Genomic DNA, 21864 nt, shown 5'->3' on the forward strand with positions numbered 1-21864 from the left:
ATGTTCGGCAGGCTCAAGGACTGGCGGCGTGTCGCCACCCGCTACGACCGGTGCCCGAAGGTCTTCCTCTCGGCAATCGCTCTCGCCGCTACGGTCATCTACTGGCTATGAGTCCTGAGCCTAGCGTGCGGTAGGTGGCCTCTCGTCCATTTGGGCTCGACACGGACGTGCCCCGGACCCATTGTTTCGGAAAAAGGATATCTCATGCCGCATATCGGTCCGGACGTGACCCTGAACGACCCCGCCTTCATCCACGACACGGCCCTCTTGTATGGCAAGGTCACGCTTGAGACCGGCGTGTCGATCTGGCCCTATGTCGTCACCCGCGCCGAGATGCACGAAATCCACATCGGTGCGCGCACCAACGTTCAGGACCATGTCATGATCCATGTCGGCTATGACCTGCCCACGATCGTCGGCCAAGACTGCTCGATCACTCACCGGGCGGTGCTGCACGGGTGCGAGATCGGTGACCGGGTGTTGATCGGCATCGGTGCCACGGTCATGGACGGCGCCAGGATCGGCGACAATTCGATCGTCGCGGGCCATGCCATCGTCACCGAAGGCTCGGATTTCCCCGAAAACTCGATCATCGCGGGCAGTCCGGCCCGGCTGGTCAAGACCCGGGACAATTCAGCCGCCAACCTGATGAATGCGCGCTTCTACCACCTGAACGCGCAGAACTACGCCCAAGGCATCGAACGCTTCACCCCGGAAAATTTCGCGACCCTGCGCGCCCTTCCCTAGTGCGCTTCGGCCCAGTTCGCGCCCTGTCCCGCATCCACGGTCAGTTTCACGTCCAGGTGCACCGCCGGATCGGCGGCGCCTTCCATCACCTCTCGGGCGCGGGCAATGACGTCCTCCACCGCGTCTTCGGCGACCTCGAACAGTAATTCGTCATGAACTTGGAGTAGCATCTTCGCGGGTAGGCCTTCAATCGCAGCGGGCATCCGCACCATCGCGCGGCGGATCACGTCCGCCGCCGTGCCCTGGATCGGCGCGTTGATCGCGGCGCGATAGGCGAAACTGGCGCGCGGGCCCTTGGCGTTGATCTCGGGCGTGTGGATTCGCCGCCCGAACAGGGTCTGCACGTATCCGTGCTCCTTCGCGAACGCCTTGGTCTCGTCCATATAGGCGCGGATGCCCGGAAAGCGTTCGAAATAGCGGTCGATGAAGCCCTGCGCTTCGGCCCGCGGAATGCGCAGGTTGCGCGCCAGCCCAAAGCCCGAGATGCCGTAGATCACCCCGAAATTGATCGCCTTGGCCTTGCGCCGCACGTCGGGCGTCATCTCCTCCATCGGCACGTCGAACATCTCGGACGCGGTCATCGCGTGAATGTCCTGCCCCTCGGCAAAGGCGGCCTTCAGCGCCGGGATCCCGGCGATATGGGCGAGGATGCGCAATTCGATCTGCGAATAATCCAGAGACACCAGCAGGTTGCCCGGCTCTGCCACAAACGCCTCGCGGATGCGCCGGCCTTCCTCGGTGCGCACCGGGATGTTCTGCAGGTTCGGATCGGTCGACGCCAGCCGCCCCGTGCTCGCCCCTGCGATGGAGTAAGAGGTATGCACGCGCCCGGTCTCGGGGTTGATATGGGTCTGGAGCGCATCCGTGTAGGTCGATTTCAGCTTGCTCACCTGCCGCCAGTCCAGAACCCGCGCCGGCAGGTCATGTTCGGTGGCGAGGTCTTCCAGCACGTCGACCCCGGTGGCATAGGCCCCGGTCTTGCCGCGCTTGCCGCCCTCGATCCCCATCTTGTCAAACAGGATCTCTCCCAGTTGCTTTGGGCTGCCGACGTTGAACGTCTCGCCCGCAAGTTCGTGGATCTCGGCCTCCAGCCCCGCCATCTTTTGCGCAAACGCGTTGGACATGCGGCTCAGCGTGTCGCGGTCCACCTTGATCCCGTTGCGTTCCATCTGTGCCAGCACCGGCACCAGCGGGCGTTCCAGCGTCTCGTAGACCGTGGTCACGCGGCTCTGGTGCAGCAGCGGCTTGAAGGTTTGCCACAGTCGCAGGGTGATATCGGCATCTTCCGCCGCATAGGGCACCGCATCGTCAATCGGCACCCGGTCAAAGGTGATCGCCGATTTTCCGCTGCCCAGGAGCGGCTTGATCGGGATCGGACTGTGAGCCAGATAACGTTCGCTCAGCGTGTCCATGCCATGCCCGTGCAGGCCGCCATGAAGCGCATAGGACAACAGCATCGTGTCATCGATCGGCGCCACGTCCACGCCATAGCGGGCGAAAATCTTGGCGTCGTATTTCATGTTCTGCCCGATCTTCAGCACCGCCGGGTCTTCCAGCACCGGCTTGAGCAGCGCCAGGGCCTCCTCCAGCGGCATCTGCCCCTCGGCCAGCCCTTCTTCACCGAACAGGTCGTCGGTCGCCCCGGCCTTGTGGGTCAGCGGGATGTAGCAGGCCGTCCCGGCCTCCACGCACAGCGAAATCCCGACCAGGTCGGCCACCATCTCGTTCAGCCCGGTGGTCTCGGTGTCCACCGCGACCCAGCCACGTTCGCGGATTTGCGCGATCCATGCCTCGAGCGCCTCGGCGTCTCGCACACAAGCATAATCGGCCGCCTCGAAGCTCGGCGCGTCGGGCGCATCCGAGGGCGGCGGCGGCGCGTCGGCGATGATCGGCGCCTCGACGCCAAGGTGCTCGGCGATGCGCTTGGACAGGCTGCGGAACTCCATCTCGGCCAGAAACGGCATCAACACCTCGGGGTCCGGGTCGCGCACCTCCAGATCGTCCAGCCCGAAGTCGATCGGCGTGTCGCAATCCAGCTGCACGAGGCGTTTGCTCAGCTCGATCTGGTCGCGCATGTCGATCAGGGTCTGCCGCCGCTTGGGCTGCTTGATCTCTTCGGCCCGGTCCAGCAGGCTTTCCAGATCGCCGAATTCGTTGATCAGCAGCGCCGCCGTCTTGATCCCGATCCCCGGTGCGCCCGGCACGTTGTCGACACTGTCCCCGGCCAGCGCCTGCACATCCACGACCCGCTCCGGTCCGACTCCGAATTTCTCGATCACGCCCTCGCGGTCGATCCGGCGGTTCTTCATCGCGTCCAGCATCTCGACCCCGTCACCCACCAGCTGCATCAGGTCCTTGTCGCTGCTGATGATGGTGACCCGCCCACCCGCGTCGCGGGCCTGGCAGGCCAGCGTCGCGATGATGTCGTCGGCCTCGTAGCCTTCGAGCTCTTTGCAGGCGATGTTGAACGCCTCGGTCGCCTTGCGCGTCAACGGGATCTGCGGGCGCAGATCCTCGGGCATCGCCTCGCGATTGGCTTTGTATTCGTCGTAAAGATCGTTGCGGAAGGTATGGCTGCCCTTGTCGAAGATCACCGCGGCGTGGGTCGGCGCATCGGGTCCAGCGTTGTCGGCCACATATTTGTGCAGCATGTTGCAGAAGCCCTGCACCGCGCCTACAGGCAGTCCGTCGGACTTCCGGGTCAGCGGGGGCAGCGCATGGAACGCTCGGAATATGAAAGCCGACCCGTCGATCAGGTGCAGATGGCACCCCTTGCCAAAACCGCTCATCGCCCGCATCTCCCTGTGACTGGCCCCGCCTTGTCCTGCCACGAACCGGGGGCGGTTTCCAGAGCCGCGCGCGTGAAACGCGGTGCGAAACAGGTGATGTTGATTGACCCGCCGCGCGCGCCCGGTGCACCCTTGCGGCATTGTTCCAACCCGCCCGAGGTGTCCTAGCCATGCGTTTCCCGATCGCTTTCCTGCTCGCGCTTCTGCCGCTTGTCAGCTTCGCTCAGGAGCCCCGCGCCCTGACCGGAAGTCTAGTTTACCGCGAGCGGGTGGCTCTGCCGCCCGAGGCAGAGATGCTGGTCGAACTACGTGACGACTTCGGCGCTGTCGTGGCACGGACCGCTCAGCCGACAGACGGAGCACAGGTGCCGCTGCCGTTCAGCATCGAGGCTCCCGCCGGTATCGCGCTCGAACTGCGCGCCGCTTTGCGACTGGACGGTGTCGTTCGCTGGCTCAGTGCGCCGGTCGCGCTTGAGCCGGACAGCCAGCCGGCAAATCTCGGGGAGATCCTACTTGCCGCGTTCCGTCCGATGGGCTTTGTCACGAAGATGAGCTGCGGTGACGTGCAGGCTGGGCTGAGCGTCGCCGACCAGACCGCGCGGCTCAGGATCGGCGGCACCTATCTCGACCTCGTGGCCGAACCCACCGCGTCGGGGGCTCGTTTCGTATTGCCCGCGGATTCCGATACCTGGATCTGGACGCGCGGAGATTCTGCGATGCTCAGCCTCGACGGGGTCGAACTGCCAGAATGCCGCCCACCGCTGCCCGACGCGTTCTATTCAGTTCGCGGCAACGAACCGGGATGGACGTTGGTGATCGAGGCGGGGCAGATGCGCTACTCGGGCGACTACGGTGCCACCAAGATCAGTGCGGCCTTGCCGGAACCGCAGGTCACCGATGCCATGTACCGCTTTGCGCCGGAAGGCATTGACCTCGCGCTGAGCCTCACCTCCGAGCTGTGCCGCGACGACATGACCGGGATGCCCTATCCCGCGCGGGCGCTGCTCGAAACCGGCGGTCGCAGCCTGCGCGGCTGTGGCGGCGATCCGCTCGACCTGCTCGTCGCCCATCCATGGCGGACCGATCAGGTTGCCGGCTCGGCGGTGCTGGACGGCTCCGAGGTCACGCTGCGCTTCGGCGGTGGCGGACGGCTTTCAGGCAGCACGGGCTGCAACCGGTTCAACGCCGGCTACGAGCTTGGCGGCGAGGGCCTTTCGATCCGGCCCGGTGGGGTCACGATGATGGCCTGCCCCGAGGCGCGGATGGCGCAGGAGCGCGCCGTCCTCGATTCGCTCGCGACGGTCACCGGCTTTGATGTGACACAGGACGGCGCACTCGAACTTCGAGCTGCGGGCGAGGTCGTGCTGCGCGCGCGGCGCTGAGACACGCAGAGCATCTCCGGCACACCGGGAGCTTTTTTGAAAACGCAACAGGCTAATTGTCAGCCGTTTCCAGCACGGATTGAGCTGGCGAAATCGCTGGGCGTGCTTATGCGGATGTCTGGTGGTCCTTGTGGATGAACTTGCAGTCGCAATAGCCGCATTCCACCCAGCCGGTATCGCGCGGGATCTGCAGCCAGACACGGGGATGACCCAGCGCACCCTCGCCCCCGTCGCAGGCAACGCGATAGGTGTCCACGATCTTGGTTTCCGGCGCTTGGATGGTCATCAGCTGGCGGTCCTTCTGCTTGTCGGCCCTGAATGCATGGCTTAGAGCCGTTTATGAGCCAAGGCAAAACCGGGGGCAAGAGCCGCAATGACACAGGACGCGATCCGCATCGAGGGCTTGACCAAGACCTATCGCGCCAGTCGCAAACAGCCCGAGAAACAGGCGCTCAAGGGGGTCGATCTGACCGTGCCGCGTGGCTCCGTCTTCGGCCTCCTCGGACCGAACGGAGCGGGGAAGTCGACCCTTATCAACATCTTGGCAGGACTCGTCACCAAGACCTCGGGACGCGTGACGATCTGGGGATTCGACCAGGACCGCAACCCGCGCCAGTCGCGCGCGGCCATCGGCGTGATGCCCCAGGAACTGAACCTCGACCCGTTCTTCACTCCGCGCGGCGCGCTCGACGTGCAGGCCGGACTCTACGGCGTGCCCAAAGCGCAACGCCGCAGCGACGAGATCCTCGCCATGGTCGGCCTGTCGGACAAGGCCGAGGCCTACGCCCGGTCGCTCTCGGGCGGGATGCGGCGGCGGCTGCTGCTGGGCAAGGCGCTGGTGCATCATCCGCATGTGCTGGTGCTGGACGAACCCACGGCCGGGGTCGACATCGAACTGCGCCAGATGCTCTGGGCCAACGTGCGCAAGCTGAACCGCGACGGCATGACGATCATCCTGACCACCCACTATCTCGAAGAGGCACAGGAAATGTGCGACGAGATCGCCATCATCGACCAGGGCGAGGTCGTGGCGCGCGACAGCATGGGTGCGCTGCTGGGCCGTCTCGATGCGCGCAGCATGGTGATCCAGGCCGCCGAGAAGATCACGGCGCTGCCGCAAGCCGATGGAATATCCGCGAATTTGCGTGAGGATGGCGCGCTGGTTCTGGGTTATCGCAGCGGTCGGACCAGCGCCGACCAGGTGCTGTCGGCAGTGCGGGACGCCGGGATCACCATTCGCGACGTCCGCACCGAAGAGGCGGATCTCGAGGACGTCTTCCTGTCGCTGACAAAATCGCATGCGGACAATCCGGACAGTCGTGAGGCCTGAAACGGGCCGATGCGAAGGGGACTCCCAATGAGAACAAAACATGAATATGCTGCCGACTCGTCATGTTCTGTGAACTCTCGATCACGTCGAACTTCACCTTTCTCACCGGGGCGTCTCACCCCGAGGAGTACATGGCGCGCGCGGCCCTGCTGGGTCTGCCCGCGATCGCGATCGCCGATGACAATTCAGTGGCGGGGATCGTGCGGGCGCATACAGAAGCGCGCCGCATCGCCCGCCAGGTGCGGGAGCGTCGCGACTGGGATCGCAGCCATGGCCTGATCGGCCCACCGCTGCCGCCGGGCTGGCCCGCGGGCCAGCCATCGGCGGTCTTCAACACCCCCCGCTTGATCCCGGCCGCGCGGCTGGTGTTTGCCGACGCGCCGCCCATCACGGCGCTGCCTCTGGACCGAGCCGGCTGGGGCAATCTCTGTCACCTCCTGTCCACGGGTCGGTTGCAGGCGGACAAGGGCCACTGCGATTTGCGGCTGGCCGACCTGCTGGACAGGGCCGAGGGCCTCCACTTGCTGCTCTGGCCACAGGCACGGACGCCGCAGGGCGGCGCGGGCGGATGGGCACCACATGCGCAAGCTTTGACGCGCCGCTTTGCCGGCAACATGCACCTGCTCCTGACCCCGCTCTATGATGGCAACGACCCGGCCCGCTTCGCGGCCCTGACCCGGCAGGCCGAAACGCTGGGCCTGTCGACCCTGGCCAGCGCCGCGCCGCTGATGCATCACGGCCGCCGCCGCAAGCTGGCCGACGTGCTGAGCGCGATCCGCCTGCGCCGCAAGGTCGATGATCTGGGCAGCGACGCGCTGGCCAATGCCGAATGCCGCCTGCGCTCGGCTGCCGAAATGCGCCGCCTCTTCACGGGCGTCGAGGAGGCTGTGGACCGGGCCGGGGACTTGGCGCAGCGCCTGACATTCTCTCTGGACGAATTGCGCTATGACTACCCCAGCGAGGCGGCCGCGGGCGAAACCCCGGCCGAGCGTCTGATGCGGCTGGCCGAAGAGGGCTTGCGCTGGCGCTACCCGGCGGGTGCATCCGACAAGGTGCGCGCCATGCTGGCGCATGAACTCGCCCTGATCGGCAAGCTGAATTACGAACCCTATTTCCTGACCGTGCGCGACATCGTCGCCTTCGCCCGGTCGCGCGACATTCTCTGCCAGGGGCGCGGCAGCGCGGCCAATTCGGTGGTCTGCTATTGCCTCGGGATCACCAGCGTCAGCCCGGAAATCGGCACCATGGTGTTTGAACGCTTCGTCTCCGAGGCGCGCGACGAGCCGCCCGATATCGACGTGGATTTCGAACATGAACGCCGGGAAGAGGTGATCCAGCACATCTACGAGACCTATGGCCGCCACCGCGCCGGCCTCTGTGCCACGGTGGTGCACTACCGCGGCAAGCGCGCGATCCGCGAGGTGGGGCGCGCCATGGGGCTGACCGAGGACACGATCTCGGGCCTGTCCTCGCAGCTCTGGGGGTTCTTTTCCACCAAGGGAATCGAGGTCGAGCGCATGACCGAGATCGGTCTGGACCCGACCGACCGCCGCCTGACCCAGACGCTGGACCTGGTGTACGAGATCAACGGCTTTCCGCGCCACCTCTCGCAGCATGTGGGCGGGTTCGTCATCACCGAAGACCGGCTGGACGAGCTGGTCCCGATCGAGAACGCCACGATGGAAGGGCGCACGGTGATCTGCTGGGACAAGGACGACATCGACAGCCTGGGCATTCTCAAGGTCGACGTGCTGTCCCTGGGCATGCTGACCTGCATCCGCAAGGCATTCGACCTGATCGCGCGCCATCACCAGACCCGCTTTGACCTGGCGACCCTGCCGCCCGAGGATCCGGCGGTCTATGACATGCTGTGCAAGGCCGACAGTATCGGCGTTTTCCAGGTCGAAAGCCGGGCGCAGATGAATTTCCTGCCGCGGATGCGGCCGCGCAATTTCTACGACCTGGTGATCGAGGTGGCGATCATCCGGCCGGGTCCGATCCAGGGCGACATGGTGCATCCCTATATCCGCCGCAGGAATGGCGAGGAGGCTGTCAGCTTCCCCTCCGACGAGTTGGGCGCGGTGCTGGGCAAGACGCTGGGCGTGCCGCTGTTTCAGGAACAGGCGATGCAGATCGCCATCGTCGGCGCGGGCTTCACCCCGGAACAGGCGGACCGGCTGCGCCGGTCGCTGGCGACCTTCAAGAAACACGGCAATGTCAGCGAATTCCGCAGCCTGTTCCTGCGCGGGATGAAGAAGAACGGCTATGAGGCCGAGTTCGCCGAACGCTGCTTTTCCCAGATCGAGGGGTTCGGCAGCTATGGTTTTCCCGAAAGCCATGCGGCGTCCTTTGCGCTGCTGGTCTATGCCAGCGCCTGGATCAAATGCCACCATCCGGGCATCTTTGCCTGCGCGCTGCTGAACAGCCAGCCGATGGGGTTCTACGCGCCGGCGCAGATCGTGCGCGATGCGCGGGCGCACGGGGTCGAGGTGCGTGGTGTCTGCATCAATCAAAGCTATTGGGACAACACGATGGAACCCGACGGCACCGGCGGGCTGGCGCTGCGCCTGGGGTTCCGCCAGATCAAGGGGGTGACCGAGGAGGATGCGACCTGGCTCACGGCAGCGCGCGGCAATGGCTATACCGAAGTCGCCGAGGTCTGGCGCAGGGCCGGCTTGGGGGCCGCCGCGGTCGAACGTCTGGCCGAGGCGGATGTCTTTGCGACGCTGGGGTTGAGCCGGCGGGAGGCGCTGTGGCAGGCCAAGGCGATCGCCGGAACGCGCCCGCTGCCGCTGTTCGCGCAGGATATCGAGGGCGAGGCGATCCACGAACCCGAGGCGCATCTGCCCAGGATGGGGCTGGGCGAGGAGGTGGTGGAGGATTACGTCGCCATGCGGCTGAGCCTGCGGGCGCATCCGCTGGCCCTGTTGCGCAGCATCCTGACGCCCGAATGATCCGCCCGGGGATGGGCGGGACAGCGATGAGCGGAGGCGGAAAGACGCGGCAAGCCGGGAAAAGCGGTTCACCCTTGCGGGCCCAGCGGATAGAAGGCGGCCAGACCGCGTGCGAGATGATTGACGGAGTTCGACAATGACCGCCCCCAAACCCGTTGTTCTGTGTATCCTGGACGGATGGGGCCTGTCGGAGGACACCCGCGCGAATGCTCCGCACCTGGCCCAAACGCCGACCTTCGACGCGATCATGGCGCGGGGACCCCATGCAAGGCTGATCACGCATGGCCCGGACGTCGGGCTGCCACGGCGACAGATGGGCAATTCCGAAGTCGGTCATACCAATATCGGGGCGGGCCGGGTCGTGGCGATGGACCTTGGCCAGATCGACCTGGCGATCGAGGATGGCAGTTTCTTTCAGAACCCGGCCCTGCTCGCACTCGTTTCGGATCTGAAGGCCAGTGGCGGCACGGCGCATCTGCTGGGTCTGCTGTCGGATGGCGGCGTGCACGGGCATATCGACCACATTCTCGCGGCGACAAGGGCGATTGCCGGGGCCGGCGTTCCGGTCGCCTTGCATGTGATGACCGATGGGCGGGACGTGGCACCGAAATCCGCCTATGGCTATCTCGAGGCCCTGCAGGACGGATTGCCTGACGGCGCGCGGATCGCCACCCTGTCCGGGCGGTACTTTGCGATGGACCGGGACAACCGTTGGGATCGAATCGCCGAGGCCTACGAGGCGATGATCCTCGGCAAGGGAGGCCGCGCGTCGACGGCGCATGCGGCCATCACGTCGGCCTATGCCCGCAGCGAGACCGACGAGTTCATCACTCCGACCGTGATCGGCGACTACGGTGGCGCGCGTGACGGCGACGGGGTGTTCTGTCTGAATTTCCGTGCCGACCGGGCGCGCGAACTGCTCGCGGCCATCGGCGATCCGGCATTCGATGCCTTCGACACCGGCCCGCGGCCCGGCTTCGCGGCGCTTCTGGGCATGGTGGACTACTCCGACAGCCATTCCACCTACATGACCACCGCCTATCCCAAGGCCGAGATCGTGAACACGTTGGGCGCCTGGGTCGCGGCACAGGGCAAGCGACAGTTCCGCCTGGCGGAAACCGAGAAATATCCGCATGTCACCTTCTTCCTGAACGGCGGAAAGGAAGAGCCCGAGCCGGGCGAGGATCGCCATATGCCGAAATCGCCGGATGTCGCGACTTATGACCTGAAGCCCGAAATGTCGGCGGCGGAGGTGACAGAGGCCTTCGTGGACGCGATCCACGCGGGGTATGACCTGATCGTGACCAACTATGCCAACCCCGACATGGTCGGCCATACCGGCGATCTGGCCGCGGCGATCAAGGCCTGCGAGGCGGTCGACCGGGGGCTGGCGCAGGTGGTGGCGGCACTGGAGGAGGTCGGCGGCGTGATGATCGTCACCGCCGATCACGGCAATTGCGAGGTCATGGTCGATCCGGACACCGGCGGGCCGCACACGGCGCATACGCTCAATCCCGTGCCGGTGGCTCTGGTCGGCGGGCCCGAGGGGGTGCAGTTGCGCGACGGGCGGCTGTCCGATCTCGCGCCGACGATCCTCGAGCTCATGGACCTACCAAAGCCGCCCGAGATGACGGGGGAGAGCCTGCTGAGATGATCCTGCGGCTGCTTTTCTGCATGGCCCTGGTGATCGGAAGCACCGCGCAGGCGCAACCGGAGGAGCCCGGCGCGGCGGCGCGGGCGGCGCTGGCACAATTGCAGCAGGCGACGGAATCGCTGGACGCCGCGGATGGCGCGCGGGACCGGGTTCGGGCGCTGACCGCGACCATCCAGGCCTTCGAGAGCGGTCTGGCCGCGATGCGTGAAGGCGTGCGCCGCGCCACCAGCCGCGAGGCGCAGCTGACCCGCCACATGCAGGCCCGCGAGGCCGAGATCGCGGGCCTCGTCGGCGCGCTGCTGACGGTCGAGACGGCACCGCCGCCGGTGATGCTGCTGCATCCCGACGGGCCGGTCGGCAGCGCGCGGGCGGCGATGATCCTCGGCGATCTGACGCCGGTGCTGCAGGCCCGCGCGGACGGGGTGCGCGCCGACCTGACCGAGATCCGGACCCTGCGCGCGTTGCAGGAGAGCTCCGTCGCGACGCTCGAGCAGGGGCTGTCGGACGTGCAGCAGGCGCGCGCCGAGTTGAGCATGGCGATCGCGAACCGGACCGACCTGCCGCGCCGCTTCACCGAGGACCCGGTGCGCACGGCGATCCTGGTGTCGTCGAGCGAGAGCCTCGCCGCTTTTGCCGACGGGTTGTCGGAGATGAGTGACACGCCGATTCCGCCCGACGACTCGGACGTGAGCGACCTGAAGGGACGGATCGACCTGCCTGTGCAGGGGGTCGTCTTGCGCCGCGCGGGAGAGGCCGATGCGGCCGGTATCGCCCGCGAGGGGCTGATCCTCGCGACCCGGCCGCGCGCCATCGTCACCACGCCCGTCGCCGCGACGATCCGCTATCGCGGACCGCTGCTCGATCTTGGCAACGTGGTGATTCTCGAACCGCAGGCCGACACGCTGTTCGTGCTGTCGGGTATGGGCGAGGTGTTCGGCGAGGCCGGGCAGGTGATCCCGGCTGGCACGGCGGTCGGGTTGATGGGAGGCGAGGCGCCGGAAATAGGCGCATTTTTGTCACTAAGCGGTGATGGCACTGGAACTGACCGGTCAGAAACGCTCTATATGGAAGTGAGAGAGAGCGGACGCCCGGTGGACCCGGAAACGTGGTTCCGAACCGACAAGGATGGATAGGAAAACATGAAGAAATTCGTGATGGCCGCCCTCGGTGGCACAGTGGCGGGGATCGTGGCGACGACGCAGATCGCCGGCCCCCTGTTGGCGCAGGAGAGTACCAAGAGTGGCAGCGTCTACGAGCAGCTCGACCTGTTCGGGGACATCTTCGAGCGCATTCGCGCGCAGTATGTCGAGGAGGTCGACGCGTCGGAACTGATCGAGGCGGCGATCGACGGGATGCTGACCTCGCTGGATCCGCATTCCAGCTATCTGTCGCCCGACGACGCGGAGCAGATGCGGGTGCAGACGCGGGGCGAGTTCGGCGGGCTCGGCATCGAGGTCACGCAGGAGGACGGCTTCGTCAAGGTCGTGTCGCCGATCGACGGCACCCCGGCGGACGAGGCCGGCATGGAAGCCGGCGACTTCATCACCCATGTCGATGGCGAGAGCCTGCTGGGCCTGACTCTGGACAAGGCGGTCGAGATGATGCGCGGGCCGGTCGGTTCGGAGATCATCATCACCGTGGTGCGCGAGGGCGAGACGGAACCCTTCGACGTGTCGATCATCCGCGACACGATCAAGCTGACCGCGGTGCGGACCCGCACCGAGGGCGAGAGCGTCGTGCTGCGGATCACCACCTTCAACGACCAGACCATGCCGAACCTTGAATCCGGCCTGAAGGAGCAGATCGAGGCCGCTGGCGGGATCGACAGCATCAACGGCATCGTCCTGGATTTGCGCAACAATCCCGGGGGGTTGCTGACCCAGGCGATCAAGGTGTCCGACGCGTTCCTCGAGAAGGGCGAGATCGTCAGCACCCGGGGCCGCAACGTCGAGGACGGCGAGCGGTTCAACGCGACGGCGGGCGACCTGGCCGAGGGCAAGCCCATCGTGGTGCTGATCAACGGCGGCTCGGCCTCGGCGTCCGAGATCGTCGCGGGCGCGCTGCAGGATCACCGCCGCGCGGTCGTGGTCGGCACCAAGAGCTTTGGCAAGGGGTCGGTTCAGACGGTGATGCCGCTGCGCGGGGACGGTGCGATGCGCCTGACCACGGCGCGCTACTACACCCCGTCGGGACGCTCGATCCAGGCGCTGGGCGTGTCGCCCGACATCGTGGTGGCGCAGCCGCGCCGGACTCCGGCGACCGAGGAAGAGGAAGAGGCCAGCGCCGCGGCGCGGACCCGCTCGGAGGCCGATTTGCGCGGGCGTCTGAACAATGACAGCCTGTCGGAGGACGAGGTGCGCCAGATCGAGGAGGACCGGGCCAAGGCCGAGAAGGCGGCGGAACTGCGCGAGCAGGACTACCAGCTGGCCTATGCGATCGACATCCTGCGGGGCCTGTCGAAGCTGGGTCCGAACGAGTGACGCGCTGATCCTTTCGGACCGGAAATGGACAAGGCCGCGCCCGCCGGGCGCGGCCTTTTTCGTGGGGCGCGCGCAACGGCGCGGATGACGTTTCGGGACGGGCGGCGCGGGAGGCCAGTTAACCTTGGGCTTTGCGGCGAAACCGGGTTGTGCAGCGCGTGCATATGCCGTGCATACCGCGTGCAGACGCGGAGCCTCATTTACGGCCCGGCAGCCGGGTTAACGGGGCGCGCGGCGCCATGCGTGACGAAAAGATGAACGGGCGCGGCGGGGCCGCGCCCGGGGTCGGTTTCAGCCGCGCTCCAAGACGAGGTGGGGCTGACCATCCGAGGTCTTTTCCACCGTCCGGCCGGTGCGGTCGATCACCGCCGTGACCTGCGAGCGGAAGTTCGACATGCTGTCAAAGCGGATCACGTCGACCGGCGCATCGAAGCGCAGCGTGACCTGGTAGCGGCTGCCGCCCGCCATCTCGCGCAGGCCGATGATGACGCCCCGGAACCGTTGCCCGAGATAGACACCGCTGACCGGCTGGCCGAGGTGAAACGGCACCGGCGGCGTGTTGCCGGTGCTGGCGTGCAGCGTGTTCCAGTCGCGGTGGCCAAGCTGGCGGGCCAGCAGTTCGAGCGACTGGCTGTGCGACACGGCGTGGCCCGACGCCGCGAGCGCCGAGCGCAGGGATTTCGCCTGCGCCTTGAGATCGGCGCGGGAGGGAGTGGGATGGGACATCAAACACCTCTTTCATGTTCCGATGCGGAGTAGGGCTGGTGCTCGCGTTGCCAACGGACCGCAGAACTGAAGTCGGTTGATGGTGTCGATATGAGCTTCACCTTGGCTGTGCCAGCGAGCGGCGGGTGCTCATGACCCTGAGCGGCAGATAGGCGGGCGGATCGCCTGCGTCAAGAGGCGCCGCTGTCCCGGCAATGCTGGCGGAAGGCGCGTTTCAGCAGGTCGAGCTCGGCCCGGAGCAGGTCGATCTCGGCGCGCAGGTCGTCCCCGGCGGCATCGCCCGCCAGGAGGCTGACGGCGCCGAGGTCGACGCCGCTGGCCCGGTCGCGGATCACCACGGTCTGCACCCCGTCGGCGATCGCCGCTGGCGGGATCGGCACGGTGACGGCCCATTCCCCGGCGGTGCCGGTTTCGGTGACCGCCACGTCCGGCACCGGTTCGCCGAGATGCAGCGCTTCGAGCGCCGGTGCCTCGGGCGCGCCGGTCAGCAACCCGTGCCAGTGGCCGTTGGCAAAGCGGGTCTTGGTCAGGATGGGCGTGCTCATGCGGCGGGTCCGGTCACAGGTGCGCGCGCGGGAAGCGCGCGAAGGTCAGGTCGCGCAGGGTCAGGCGGTTCATGGCGGGACGCTCGAAGATCACGTCGAGCCAGAGCGCCTGCACGCGGTTTTTGTCGAGGCCGCAATAGGCCATGTCGAATTCGACGTGCCCGGTGCCATCCGCCAGCGGCAGGGCGCGCACCACCTGTTCGGTGTTCGGCCCCTGGCGGATGTTGAGGCGCAGGAACACCTGTTGCGGCGCCTCGGCATCCAGCGTCGCATCGACGCGCAGGATATGCGTCGGCGCAAGGCCCTGCACGGCCGCGTGCGGCAGGTCCACCGCCAGCGACAGGAAGCTGGCCTCGGAGCCGAACACCTCGACGCAGAGCCCGAACGGGGCGAGGTCGGCGGGGCGCTGGTTGCGGTCCTGGCGCAGCGCGATCTCGCGGCGGCGGCAATCGTGGAACAGCGCGATCTCGTCCCCCAGCGGGGTGTTGTCGGCGGGGGAGGCGAGGCCGCGCACCGGCAGCGGGCCGCGCCACAGGGCCGGGCGCCAGGCCCAGTCGGTGCCGTGCGGGCGGGGAAAGGCGGTGGCGCCGATGGCGGGCAGGGTCAACTGCGCGTCGGCGGCGTGGATCAGGCGGTCGAGTTCCGCCCGCAGCGCCCGCGCCCGGTTGCGCCGGGCGCGCAGCAGGGGGGCCGGCGCGGAGGGCGCCTGCGCGAGCACGCTGCGCCAGTGGCGCAGTGCGGTTCGATGGATCAGCCGGTCGAGCATCGTGATCGGGTTCCGCACGGGTCTGTCGCGCATACTCTACCCAAAGGGTTAGCGGGAAATAAACCGTTGACTGGACCTGTCAGTCGCTTTGTGCGCGCACCTCGCCACGCATTTCGCCGGTCATGGTCGCGTTGAATTCGGATCCGGCGGTCTTGCGAAGTTCGGCGATCTTGGCTTCGGCGGCATCTCTTGCGGCCTGGTCCGGATAAACACTGACGATCGCGCTTTCGCCTTCGGCGATGTTGATGACCAGGACCTGACCCGCCCCAAGCGCCTTGCTCATCGGAACATACTTGTCCTGCATGGTCCGCCACAGGACATCCTCGTCCTTGAGCGGTTCATTCAGTTTCCACGTCGAAATCGTTGCATAGGCCATATCAATTCCCTTCTGAAAAGGAACGGAGAATAGCACAATGCGGGCAAATCACGAAATCGCGCCGGGGTCATTGCCCCGGCGCGCTTGAAGTTCAGAGGTCCATGTAGATGTGTTTTTCCTCGTCGCCGCCCGGGTGGGTGACCGCGCCCTTGTAGGTGGCGCCGACGAGCTGGGCGTATTTCCACAGCGCGCCGGAGGCATAGATCGTGTCGCGCGGGCCGGCCCAGTCGGCCTTGCGGGCGGCGAGGTCCTCGTCGGACAGATCGACCGAGAGTTCGCCCTTGATCGCGTCGATAGTGATCATGTCGCCATCCTTGAGCATCGCGATCGGGCCGCCCTGCGCCGCTTCGGGGCCGACATGGCCGACGCAGAAGCCGCGGGTGGCGCCGGAGAAGCGGCCATCGGTGATCAGCGCGACCTTCTTGCCCATGCCCTGGCCGGACAGAGCGGCGGTGGTCGACAGCATCTCGCGCATGCCGGGGCCGCCGGCGGGGCCTTCGTTGCGGATCACGATGACCTCGCCTTCCTTGTAGGCGCGGGCCTTGACGGCCTCGAACGCGTCCTCCTCGCAGTCGAAGACGCGCGCCGGGCCGGTGAAGACCTGGTTCTCGGGCGCGATGCCCGCGACCTTGACGATGGCGCCTTCGGGGGCGAGGTTGCCCTTGAGCCCGACGACGCCGCCGGTCTTGGTGATCGGGGTCTCGATCGGGTAGATCACCCGGCCGTCGGCCACCCGGTCGATGCGGTCGAGTTCCTCGCCGATGGTGCGGGTGGTGGCGGTGACGCAATCCTCGTGGATCAGGCCGGCCTTGCGCAACTCCTTCATCACGACAGGGATGCCGCCGGCGTCGTAGAGATCCTTGGCGACGAACTGGCCGCCCGGTTTCAGGTCGACGAAATAGGGGGTGTCGCGGAAGATGTCGCAGACGTCTTCGAGGAAGAAGTCGATCCCGGCCTCGTGCGCGATGGCGGGCAGGTGCAGCCCGGCATTGGTCGACCCGCCGGTGCAGGCCACCACGCGGGCGGCGTTCTCGAGCGACTTGCGGGTGACGATGTCGCGCGCGCGGATGTTCTTTTCGAGCAGCATCATCACCGCCTGGCCCGAGGCCTCGGCGAACTGGTCGCGGGATTCGTAGGGCGCTGGCATGCCCGAGCTGTTCATCAGCGCAAGCCCGATCGCCTCGGAGACGCAGGCCATGGTGTTGGCGGTGAACTGGCCGCCGCAGGCGCCCGCGGACGGGCAGGCGACGCGTTCGAGCATGTCGAGCGCGGCATCCGAGAGGGTGCCGTTCTGGTGCCGGCCTACGGCTTCGAACATGTCCTGCACGGTCAGGTCGCGGGTGCGGAAATCCTCGGGAATTTCATCGACCTGGGGCGCCTTGCCCGGCAGGATCGAGCCGCCGTAGATGAACACGGACGGCGTGTTCAGCCGCACCATCGCCATCATCATGCCGGGCAGGGACTTGTCGCAGCCGGCCAGGCCGACCAGCGCGTCATAGCAGTGGCCGCGCATGGTCAGTTCGACCGTGTCGGCGATGGCCTCGCGGCTGGCGAGCGAACTGCGCATGCCCTCGTGGCCCATGGCGATGCCGTCGGTGACGGTGATGGTGGTGAATTCGCGCGGGGTGCCGGAGGCCGCCTTGACGCCCAGCTTGACCGCCTGGGCCTGGCGGCTCAGCGAGATGTTGCAGGGCGCGGCCTCGTTCCAGCAGGTGGCGACGCCGACCAGTGGCTGGTGGATTTCCTCGTCGCTGATTCCCATCGCGTAGAGATAGGACCGGTGCGGCGCGCGTTCGGGCCCTTCGGTGACGTGGCGGCTGGGCAGTTTGGTCTTGTCGAACGGGCGCTTGAGCATGGCGTGTCTCCGGATGAATTGGCTGGGTTCGGGAATAGCCGCGCGCCGGGTGTGACACAAGGGCCAAGGCGGCAGAGAAAGCGTTGGCCAGGGCGTGTGGAGCGCGCCTGATCCTTGTAAATGGGGGCGGCCATGATTACCGTCACACAACCGCCGGGACATGGCGTTCCTGTGACGACGAGATGATCCACAGCGCCGAGGGCCGGGGGATGGAACCCACACTATTCTCCTTTATCTGGAAGTATTCCAAGCGGCAGCAGCTGACCCTGCTGGCGGTGACGCTGATCACCTTCCCGTTCATGTACGCGTCGCTGGAACTGCCGAAGATGATCATCAACGACGCGATCGGCGCGTCCACGGCGACGATCGAGCTCTGGGGGTTCGAGTTCGGACAGGTGGAATACCTGGCGATCCTGTGTCTCGCCTTCCTCGGCGCGGTGATCGCGGCGGGGTTGATGAAGATGCGCGTCAACACCATGAAGGGCGTGCTGAGCGAGCGGATGCTGCGGCGGCTGCGCTACACGCTGATCAACCGGATGATGCGCTTTCCGCGCCCCTACTTCCGCAACACCAGCCAGGGCGAGCTGGTGTCGATGGTCACGTCGGAGGCCGAGCCGATGGGCGGGCTGATGGGCGACGCGGTGGCGCAGCCGGTGTTCCAGTTCGGACAGATGGCGACCATCGTCTTCTTCCTGTTCATGCAGAGCGTCTGGTTCGGGCTGGCGTCGATCGCGCTGATCCCGTTGCAGGCCTGGCTGATTCCCAAGCTGCAGCGCCAGATCAACCTGCTGAACAAGGACCGCATCCAGGAGATCCGCCACCTGTCGAGCGAGATCGGCGAGACCGCGGCGGGCATCAGCGACCTGCGCGTCAACGGCGGCTGGCGCTTTCGGCTGGCGATGGTGACCGACCGGTTGGGGCGGCTGTTCCATATCCGGTTCAAGATCTACCAGAAGAAATTCTTCATGAAGTTCCTGAACAACCTGATCGGGCAGATGACGCCGTTCGCGTTCTACCTGGTCGGGGGCTACCTGGCGATCATCGGCGATATCACGGTGGGCGCGCTGGTGGCGGCGCTGGCGGCCTACAAGGACCTGTCGAGCCCGTGGAAGGAGCTGTTGACCTATTACAACCAGGTGCAGGACATGAGCCTGCGCTGGGAGATCGTGACCGAGCGTTTCGCCCCGCGCGGGATGCTGGACGAGGCGTTGTTCGAGGGCGAGCCCGACGAGATCCCGCGCCTGCGGGGCGAGATCAAGATCGAAGACGTGACGGTGATCGACGACGACAACAACGCGGTGCTGGAGGACATCAGCCTGACGATTCCGGCCGGCGCGCGGGTCGCGATCCAGTGCAGCAGCGCGTCCGAACGGGCCGCGCTCGCCCATCTGCTGACGCGCGAGCTGGTGCCCCGGCGCGGGCAGGTCACGGTGGCGGGCTATCCGCTGAACGAGCTGCACCAGGCGGTGATCGCGACGCGGATCGGCTATGCCCATTCGCGGCCCTACCTGTTTGACGGCACGCTGGGGGACAACCTGCTGATGCCGTTGCGGGTCAAGCCGCAGGTGGTGCGGCTGGATCCCGAAAACCGCGACCGGCGCGCGGTGGAGGCGCGGCGCTCGGGCAACAGCCTGGACATGCTGGACGCCGACTGGGTCGATCCGGGGCTGGCCGGGCTGACCGACGGCGACGACATCCGCGACTGGTGGTTCGAGCTGGTGTCGGCGATGGGAATCGACGAGGCGATCTTTCGGCGCACCCTGCGGTCGCGATTTGACCCCGAGCAGCATCCCGACCTTGCCCGCGCCATCGTCGAGCTGCGCCCGGAGATCCACGAGCGGCTGGTCGAGAAGGGGTTGGACGGGGCGGTGCACCGGTTCGAGCCCGAGCGGTTCAACCCGTCGATCCCGCTGGGCGGCAACCTCCTGTTCGCCGCGCCGGCGAAGCAGATCAGCCAGCAGGCGCTGGCCGAGAACCGCGGCTTCATGTCCATGCTGCACGAGCAGGGGCTGGCGCGCGAGGGGCTGACCATCGGGCAGGCGGTGATGGACATCCTCGAGAAGACCTTTGGGCGCGACGGCATCGGCCACCCGCTGTTCCGCCGGCTCGGCATGGAAGAGGAGATGTATCTGCGGCTGGCGGAAATCGCCGCCAAGCGGCGCGAGCAGGGCGATGACGCGCTGACCGAGGAGGAGGAGGCGCTGCTGCTGACCGTGCCCTTCCTGCTGACCGCCGAGCAGATCGGGCCGAGTTTTCCCGACCGCTTCAAGGAGGAGATCGTCGAGCTGCGCAAGGCCAAGTCCGAGGAGCTGCGCCGCCATGCGGGCGACCTGTTCGTCGCGGTGGGCCCGGATGTCTATGTGCCGCGCCTCACCGTGGTCGAGAACGGGCTCTATGGCCGGGTGTCGATGATGGCGGGCGCCAAGGCGGGCGAGATCGAGGACGTGGTGGCCGAGGTGCTGACCGAGCACGACCTGCGCCGCAAGGTGGCCGCGATCATGTACGACCTGCCGACCGGGCTGGGCGGCACCAACCTGCCGACGGTGATCCAGGAGCGCGCGGCGTTCAGCCGGGCCTCGATCAAGCGGCCCGACATCCTGATCCTGGACAAGGCGCTGGCCAGCCATGACGCCGAAAGCCGGCAGGCGACGCGGGAGAAGCTGCGCGACCTGCTGCCGGACTCCACGATGATCTTCATGGAGGACCGGTTCGACAATCCGGACGCCTATGACCTGTTCGTCGAGATCCGCGGCGGGCGGATCGACGGGGTGGCGCGGCGCTCCGAGGACGACCCCGACGGGTCGGGGTCGAAGGACCTGAAACGCAAGCAGAAGGCGATCGCCTCGGCCGAGCTGTTCGCGCGGCTGGACGGGCGCAACCAGCGGCTGCTGGCCTTCGGCGCGCAATGGTTCACGGCGGAGCCGGGGCAGGTGATCTTCGCCCATGGCGAGCCGCCCGACGCCGCCTATCTGTGCCTGTCGGGCAAGGCGGAGCTGCGCTGGCCGGACCGTCCGAAAGACATGCCGCCGGTGTCGATCGTTGAGCCGGGGCGGCTGATCGGGGACCTGTCGATCATCACCGGCGAGACGCGGCAACTGGACCTCGTGGCGCTGGAGGAGGTGACCTGCCTGCGGATCGCGGCGGAGGACCTGCTGGACGTGATCGGCAGCGACGTGTCGGTGGCGCTGCAATTGCTGCGCTCGGTCTCGGGTCACCTGACCGGGATCAGCACGTTCCTGGCGCAGGCCAACATCAATTTCCGCGACCTCGGCGAGGGCAGCGGATTGCCCGAGGCGCTGGACAAGATCGTGGACGAACTGGATGGCTGAAGGCGCCTATGCACCGCACGAGGTGCTGGTCGGCCCCGGCCGACGGGCGCCCCAGCTGTGGCGGCTGCTGGTCGGGCTGGTGGTGATCACCGCCGTCGCGGCGGCGCTGAGCCGGCTGGTGCAGATGGTGCTGCTGGTGGCCGCGCCGGAGCTGGCGATCGCCTCGCCCGCGTTCGCGCAGGGCAACACGCCGGCCTCGCTGATCGTGCTGCTGGGCAGTTTCGGATTCGTGACCGTCGGCGTGATGGTCGCCGCCCGCCTGCTGCAGAAGCGCGCCGGGCTGGGGCTGATCGGGCCGCTGCCGCTGGCGGTGCGTCAGTTCTGGCAGGTGATGCGGCTGCTGGTCGGGCTGGGCCTGCTGTTGCTGGTGCTGCCGCCCTATGACATGGGGCCCGAACTGGTCGCCAATCTGGACCCGGTGCTCTGGACCCTGCTGCTGCCGGTGTCGCTGCTGGTGGTGCTGGTGCAGGTCTCGACCGAGGAAATCCTGTTTCGCGGCTATATCCAGCAGGCGCTGGCGGCGCGGTTTTCCAGCCCGCTGGTCTGGATCGGGGTGCCCTCGGTGCTGTTCGCGATGGGCCATTACCTGCCCGGCGAAGCGGGCGACAACGCGCTGCTGATCGCGGCCTGGTCGGGCCTGTTCGGCATCCTGACGGCGGACCTGACGGCGCGGGCGGGAACGCTGGGGCCGGCGATCGCGGTGCACCTGTTCAACAACGTCACGGCGCTTCTGATCGTGGCGCTGCCCGACAGCCTGAGCGGTCTGGCGCTCTACACGGTGCCGTTCTCGATGGACGATACGGGGCCGCTCCGGGCATGGCTTGCGGTCGATTTCGCGATGATGATCGTGAGTTGGCTGGCGGCCCGGCTGGCGATCCGGCGCTGATTGCAATTCGGCGGCCGTGGGCTTATCTGGACCCGACGACTTGCC

16 protein-coding genes and 1 pseudogene are annotated in these 21864 nt (G+C 66.9%); 10 read left to right on the plus strand and 7 right to left on the minus strand.

Features of this window, described 5'->3' with window-relative positions; translation table 11 throughout:
- Positions 1 to 111 (plus strand): annotated as a pseudogene (locus tag JF290_RS19060) (IS5/IS1182 family transposase); the annotation flags it as partial.
- A 93-nt stretch (positions 112 to 204) separates the two neighbouring features.
- Complete coding sequence (locus JF290_RS19065) at positions 205 to 747, plus strand: gamma carbonic anhydrase family protein (RefSeq protein WP_199026493.1); 543 nt, start codon at positions 205 to 207, stop codon at positions 745 to 747.
- On the opposite strand, the gene polA is transcribed toward JF290_RS19065, so the two are convergent.
- The gene (polA, locus tag JF290_RS19070) at positions 744 to 3536 is read right to left on the minus strand and encodes a DNA polymerase I (protein WP_199026494.1); all 2793 of its coding nucleotides are present in this window, start codon (positions 3534 to 3536) and stop codon (positions 744 to 746) included. The two genes, JF290_RS19065 and polA, sit on opposite strands and share 4 nt — an antisense overlap.
- A gap of 170 nt (positions 3537 to 3706) precedes the next feature.
- On the opposite strand from polA, the gene JF290_RS19075 reads away from it, so the two are divergent.
- On the plus strand, positions 3707 to 4918 hold the full coding sequence (locus tag JF290_RS19075; protein ID WP_199026495.1) for an META domain-containing protein: 1212 nt from the start codon (positions 3707 to 3709) through the stop codon (positions 4916 to 4918).
- A 106-nt stretch (positions 4919 to 5024) separates the two neighbouring features.
- Here JF290_RS19075 and JF290_RS19080 read toward each other — a convergent pair whose 3' ends face one another.
- Positions 5025 to 5204, minus strand: coding sequence for a zinc-finger domain-containing protein (locus JF290_RS19080; protein WP_199026496.1), 180 nt, complete (start codon positions 5202 to 5204; stop codon positions 5025 to 5027).
- 87 nt (positions 5205 to 5291) lie between these two features.
- On the opposite strand from JF290_RS19080, the gene JF290_RS19085 reads away from it, so the two are divergent.
- The 5 genes from JF290_RS19085 to JF290_RS19105 all read left to right on the plus strand — a co-directional run bounded on the left by JF290_RS19085 (position 5292) and on the right by JF290_RS19105 (position 13336).
- Positions 5292 to 6248 (plus strand): ABC transporter ATP-binding protein, encoded by a 957-nt coding sequence (locus tag JF290_RS19085; RefSeq protein WP_199026497.1) that lies wholly within the window; start codon positions 5292 to 5294, stop codon positions 6246 to 6248.
- A 62-nt stretch (positions 6249 to 6310) separates the two neighbouring features.
- The gene (locus tag JF290_RS19090) at positions 6311 to 9202 is read left to right on the plus strand and encodes an error-prone DNA polymerase (RefSeq protein ID WP_199026498.1); all 2892 of its coding nucleotides are present in this window, start codon (positions 6311 to 6313) and stop codon (positions 9200 to 9202) included.
- A gap of 136 nt (positions 9203 to 9338) precedes the next feature.
- A complete protein-coding gene (gene gpmI / locus JF290_RS19095) occupies positions 9339 to 10856 on the plus strand; it encodes a 2,3-bisphosphoglycerate-independent phosphoglycerate mutase (protein WP_199026499.1) in 1518 nt (505 codons plus the stop codon).
- Entirely contained in the window at positions 10853 to 11989 is a 1137-nt protein-coding gene (locus tag JF290_RS19100) for a murein hydrolase activator EnvC family protein (RefSeq protein WP_425503973.1), read from the plus strand. The genes gpmI and JF290_RS19100 overlap by 4 nt, the downstream gene beginning before the upstream one ends.
- A 6-nt stretch (positions 11990 to 11995) precedes the next feature.
- Positions 11996 to 13336, plus strand: coding sequence for a S41 family peptidase (locus JF290_RS19105; RefSeq protein ID WP_199026500.1), 1341 nt, complete (start codon positions 11996 to 11998; stop codon positions 13334 to 13336).
- A 291-nt stretch (positions 13337 to 13627) separates the two neighbouring features.
- Here JF290_RS19105 and JF290_RS19110 read toward each other — a convergent pair whose 3' ends face one another.
- The 5 genes from JF290_RS19110 to ilvD form a co-directional block, all read right to left on the minus strand.
- The gene (locus tag JF290_RS19110; protein WP_199026501.1) at positions 13628 to 14062 is read right to left on the minus strand and encodes a glyoxalase superfamily protein; all 435 of its coding nucleotides are present in this window, start codon (positions 14060 to 14062) and stop codon (positions 13628 to 13630) included.
- A gap of 170 nt (positions 14063 to 14232) precedes the next feature.
- Complete coding sequence (locus JF290_RS19115) at positions 14233 to 14607, minus strand: hypothetical protein (RefSeq protein ID WP_199026502.1); 375 nt, start codon at positions 14605 to 14607, stop codon at positions 14233 to 14235.
- Positions 14608 to 14620: 13 nt separating this feature from the next.
- Entirely contained in the window at positions 14621 to 15406 is a 786-nt protein-coding gene (locus tag JF290_RS19120) for a DUF6478 family protein (protein ID WP_233155598.1), read from the minus strand.
- Positions 15407 to 15452: 46 nt separating this feature from the next.
- Positions 15453 to 15749: a hypothetical protein gene (locus tag JF290_RS19125; protein ID WP_199026503.1), complete on the minus strand. Its 297-nt coding sequence runs from the start codon at positions 15747 to 15749 to the stop codon at positions 15453 to 15455.
- Between the two features lie 91 nt (positions 15750 to 15840).
- The gene (gene ilvD / locus JF290_RS19130; RefSeq protein WP_199026504.1) at positions 15841 to 17604 is read right to left on the minus strand and encodes a dihydroxy-acid dehydratase; all 1764 of its coding nucleotides are present in this window, start codon (positions 17602 to 17604) and stop codon (positions 15841 to 15843) included.
- Between the two features lie 209 nt (positions 17605 to 17813).
- Here ilvD and JF290_RS19135 point away from each other — a divergent pair, with 209 nt between their 5' ends.
- Positions 17814 to 20933 (plus strand): ABC transporter transmembrane domain-containing protein, encoded by a 3120-nt coding sequence (locus JF290_RS19135; protein ID WP_199026505.1) that lies wholly within the window; start codon positions 17814 to 17816, stop codon positions 20931 to 20933.
- The gene (locus JF290_RS19140; RefSeq protein ID WP_199026506.1) at positions 20926 to 21819 is read left to right on the plus strand and encodes a CPBP family intramembrane glutamic endopeptidase; all 894 of its coding nucleotides are present in this window, start codon (positions 20926 to 20928) and stop codon (positions 21817 to 21819) included. Before JF290_RS19135 ends, JF290_RS19140 begins: the two co-directional genes overlap by 8 nt.
- The last annotated feature ends 45 nt before the right edge of the window (positions 21820 to 21864 follow it).

Origin of the sequence: Sedimentitalea arenosa (assembly GCF_016428585.1) — a bacterium.
In the GTDB taxonomy this organism is placed as follows: domain Bacteria; phylum Pseudomonadota; class Alphaproteobacteria; order Rhodobacterales; family Rhodobacteraceae; genus Sedimentitalea; species Sedimentitalea arenosa.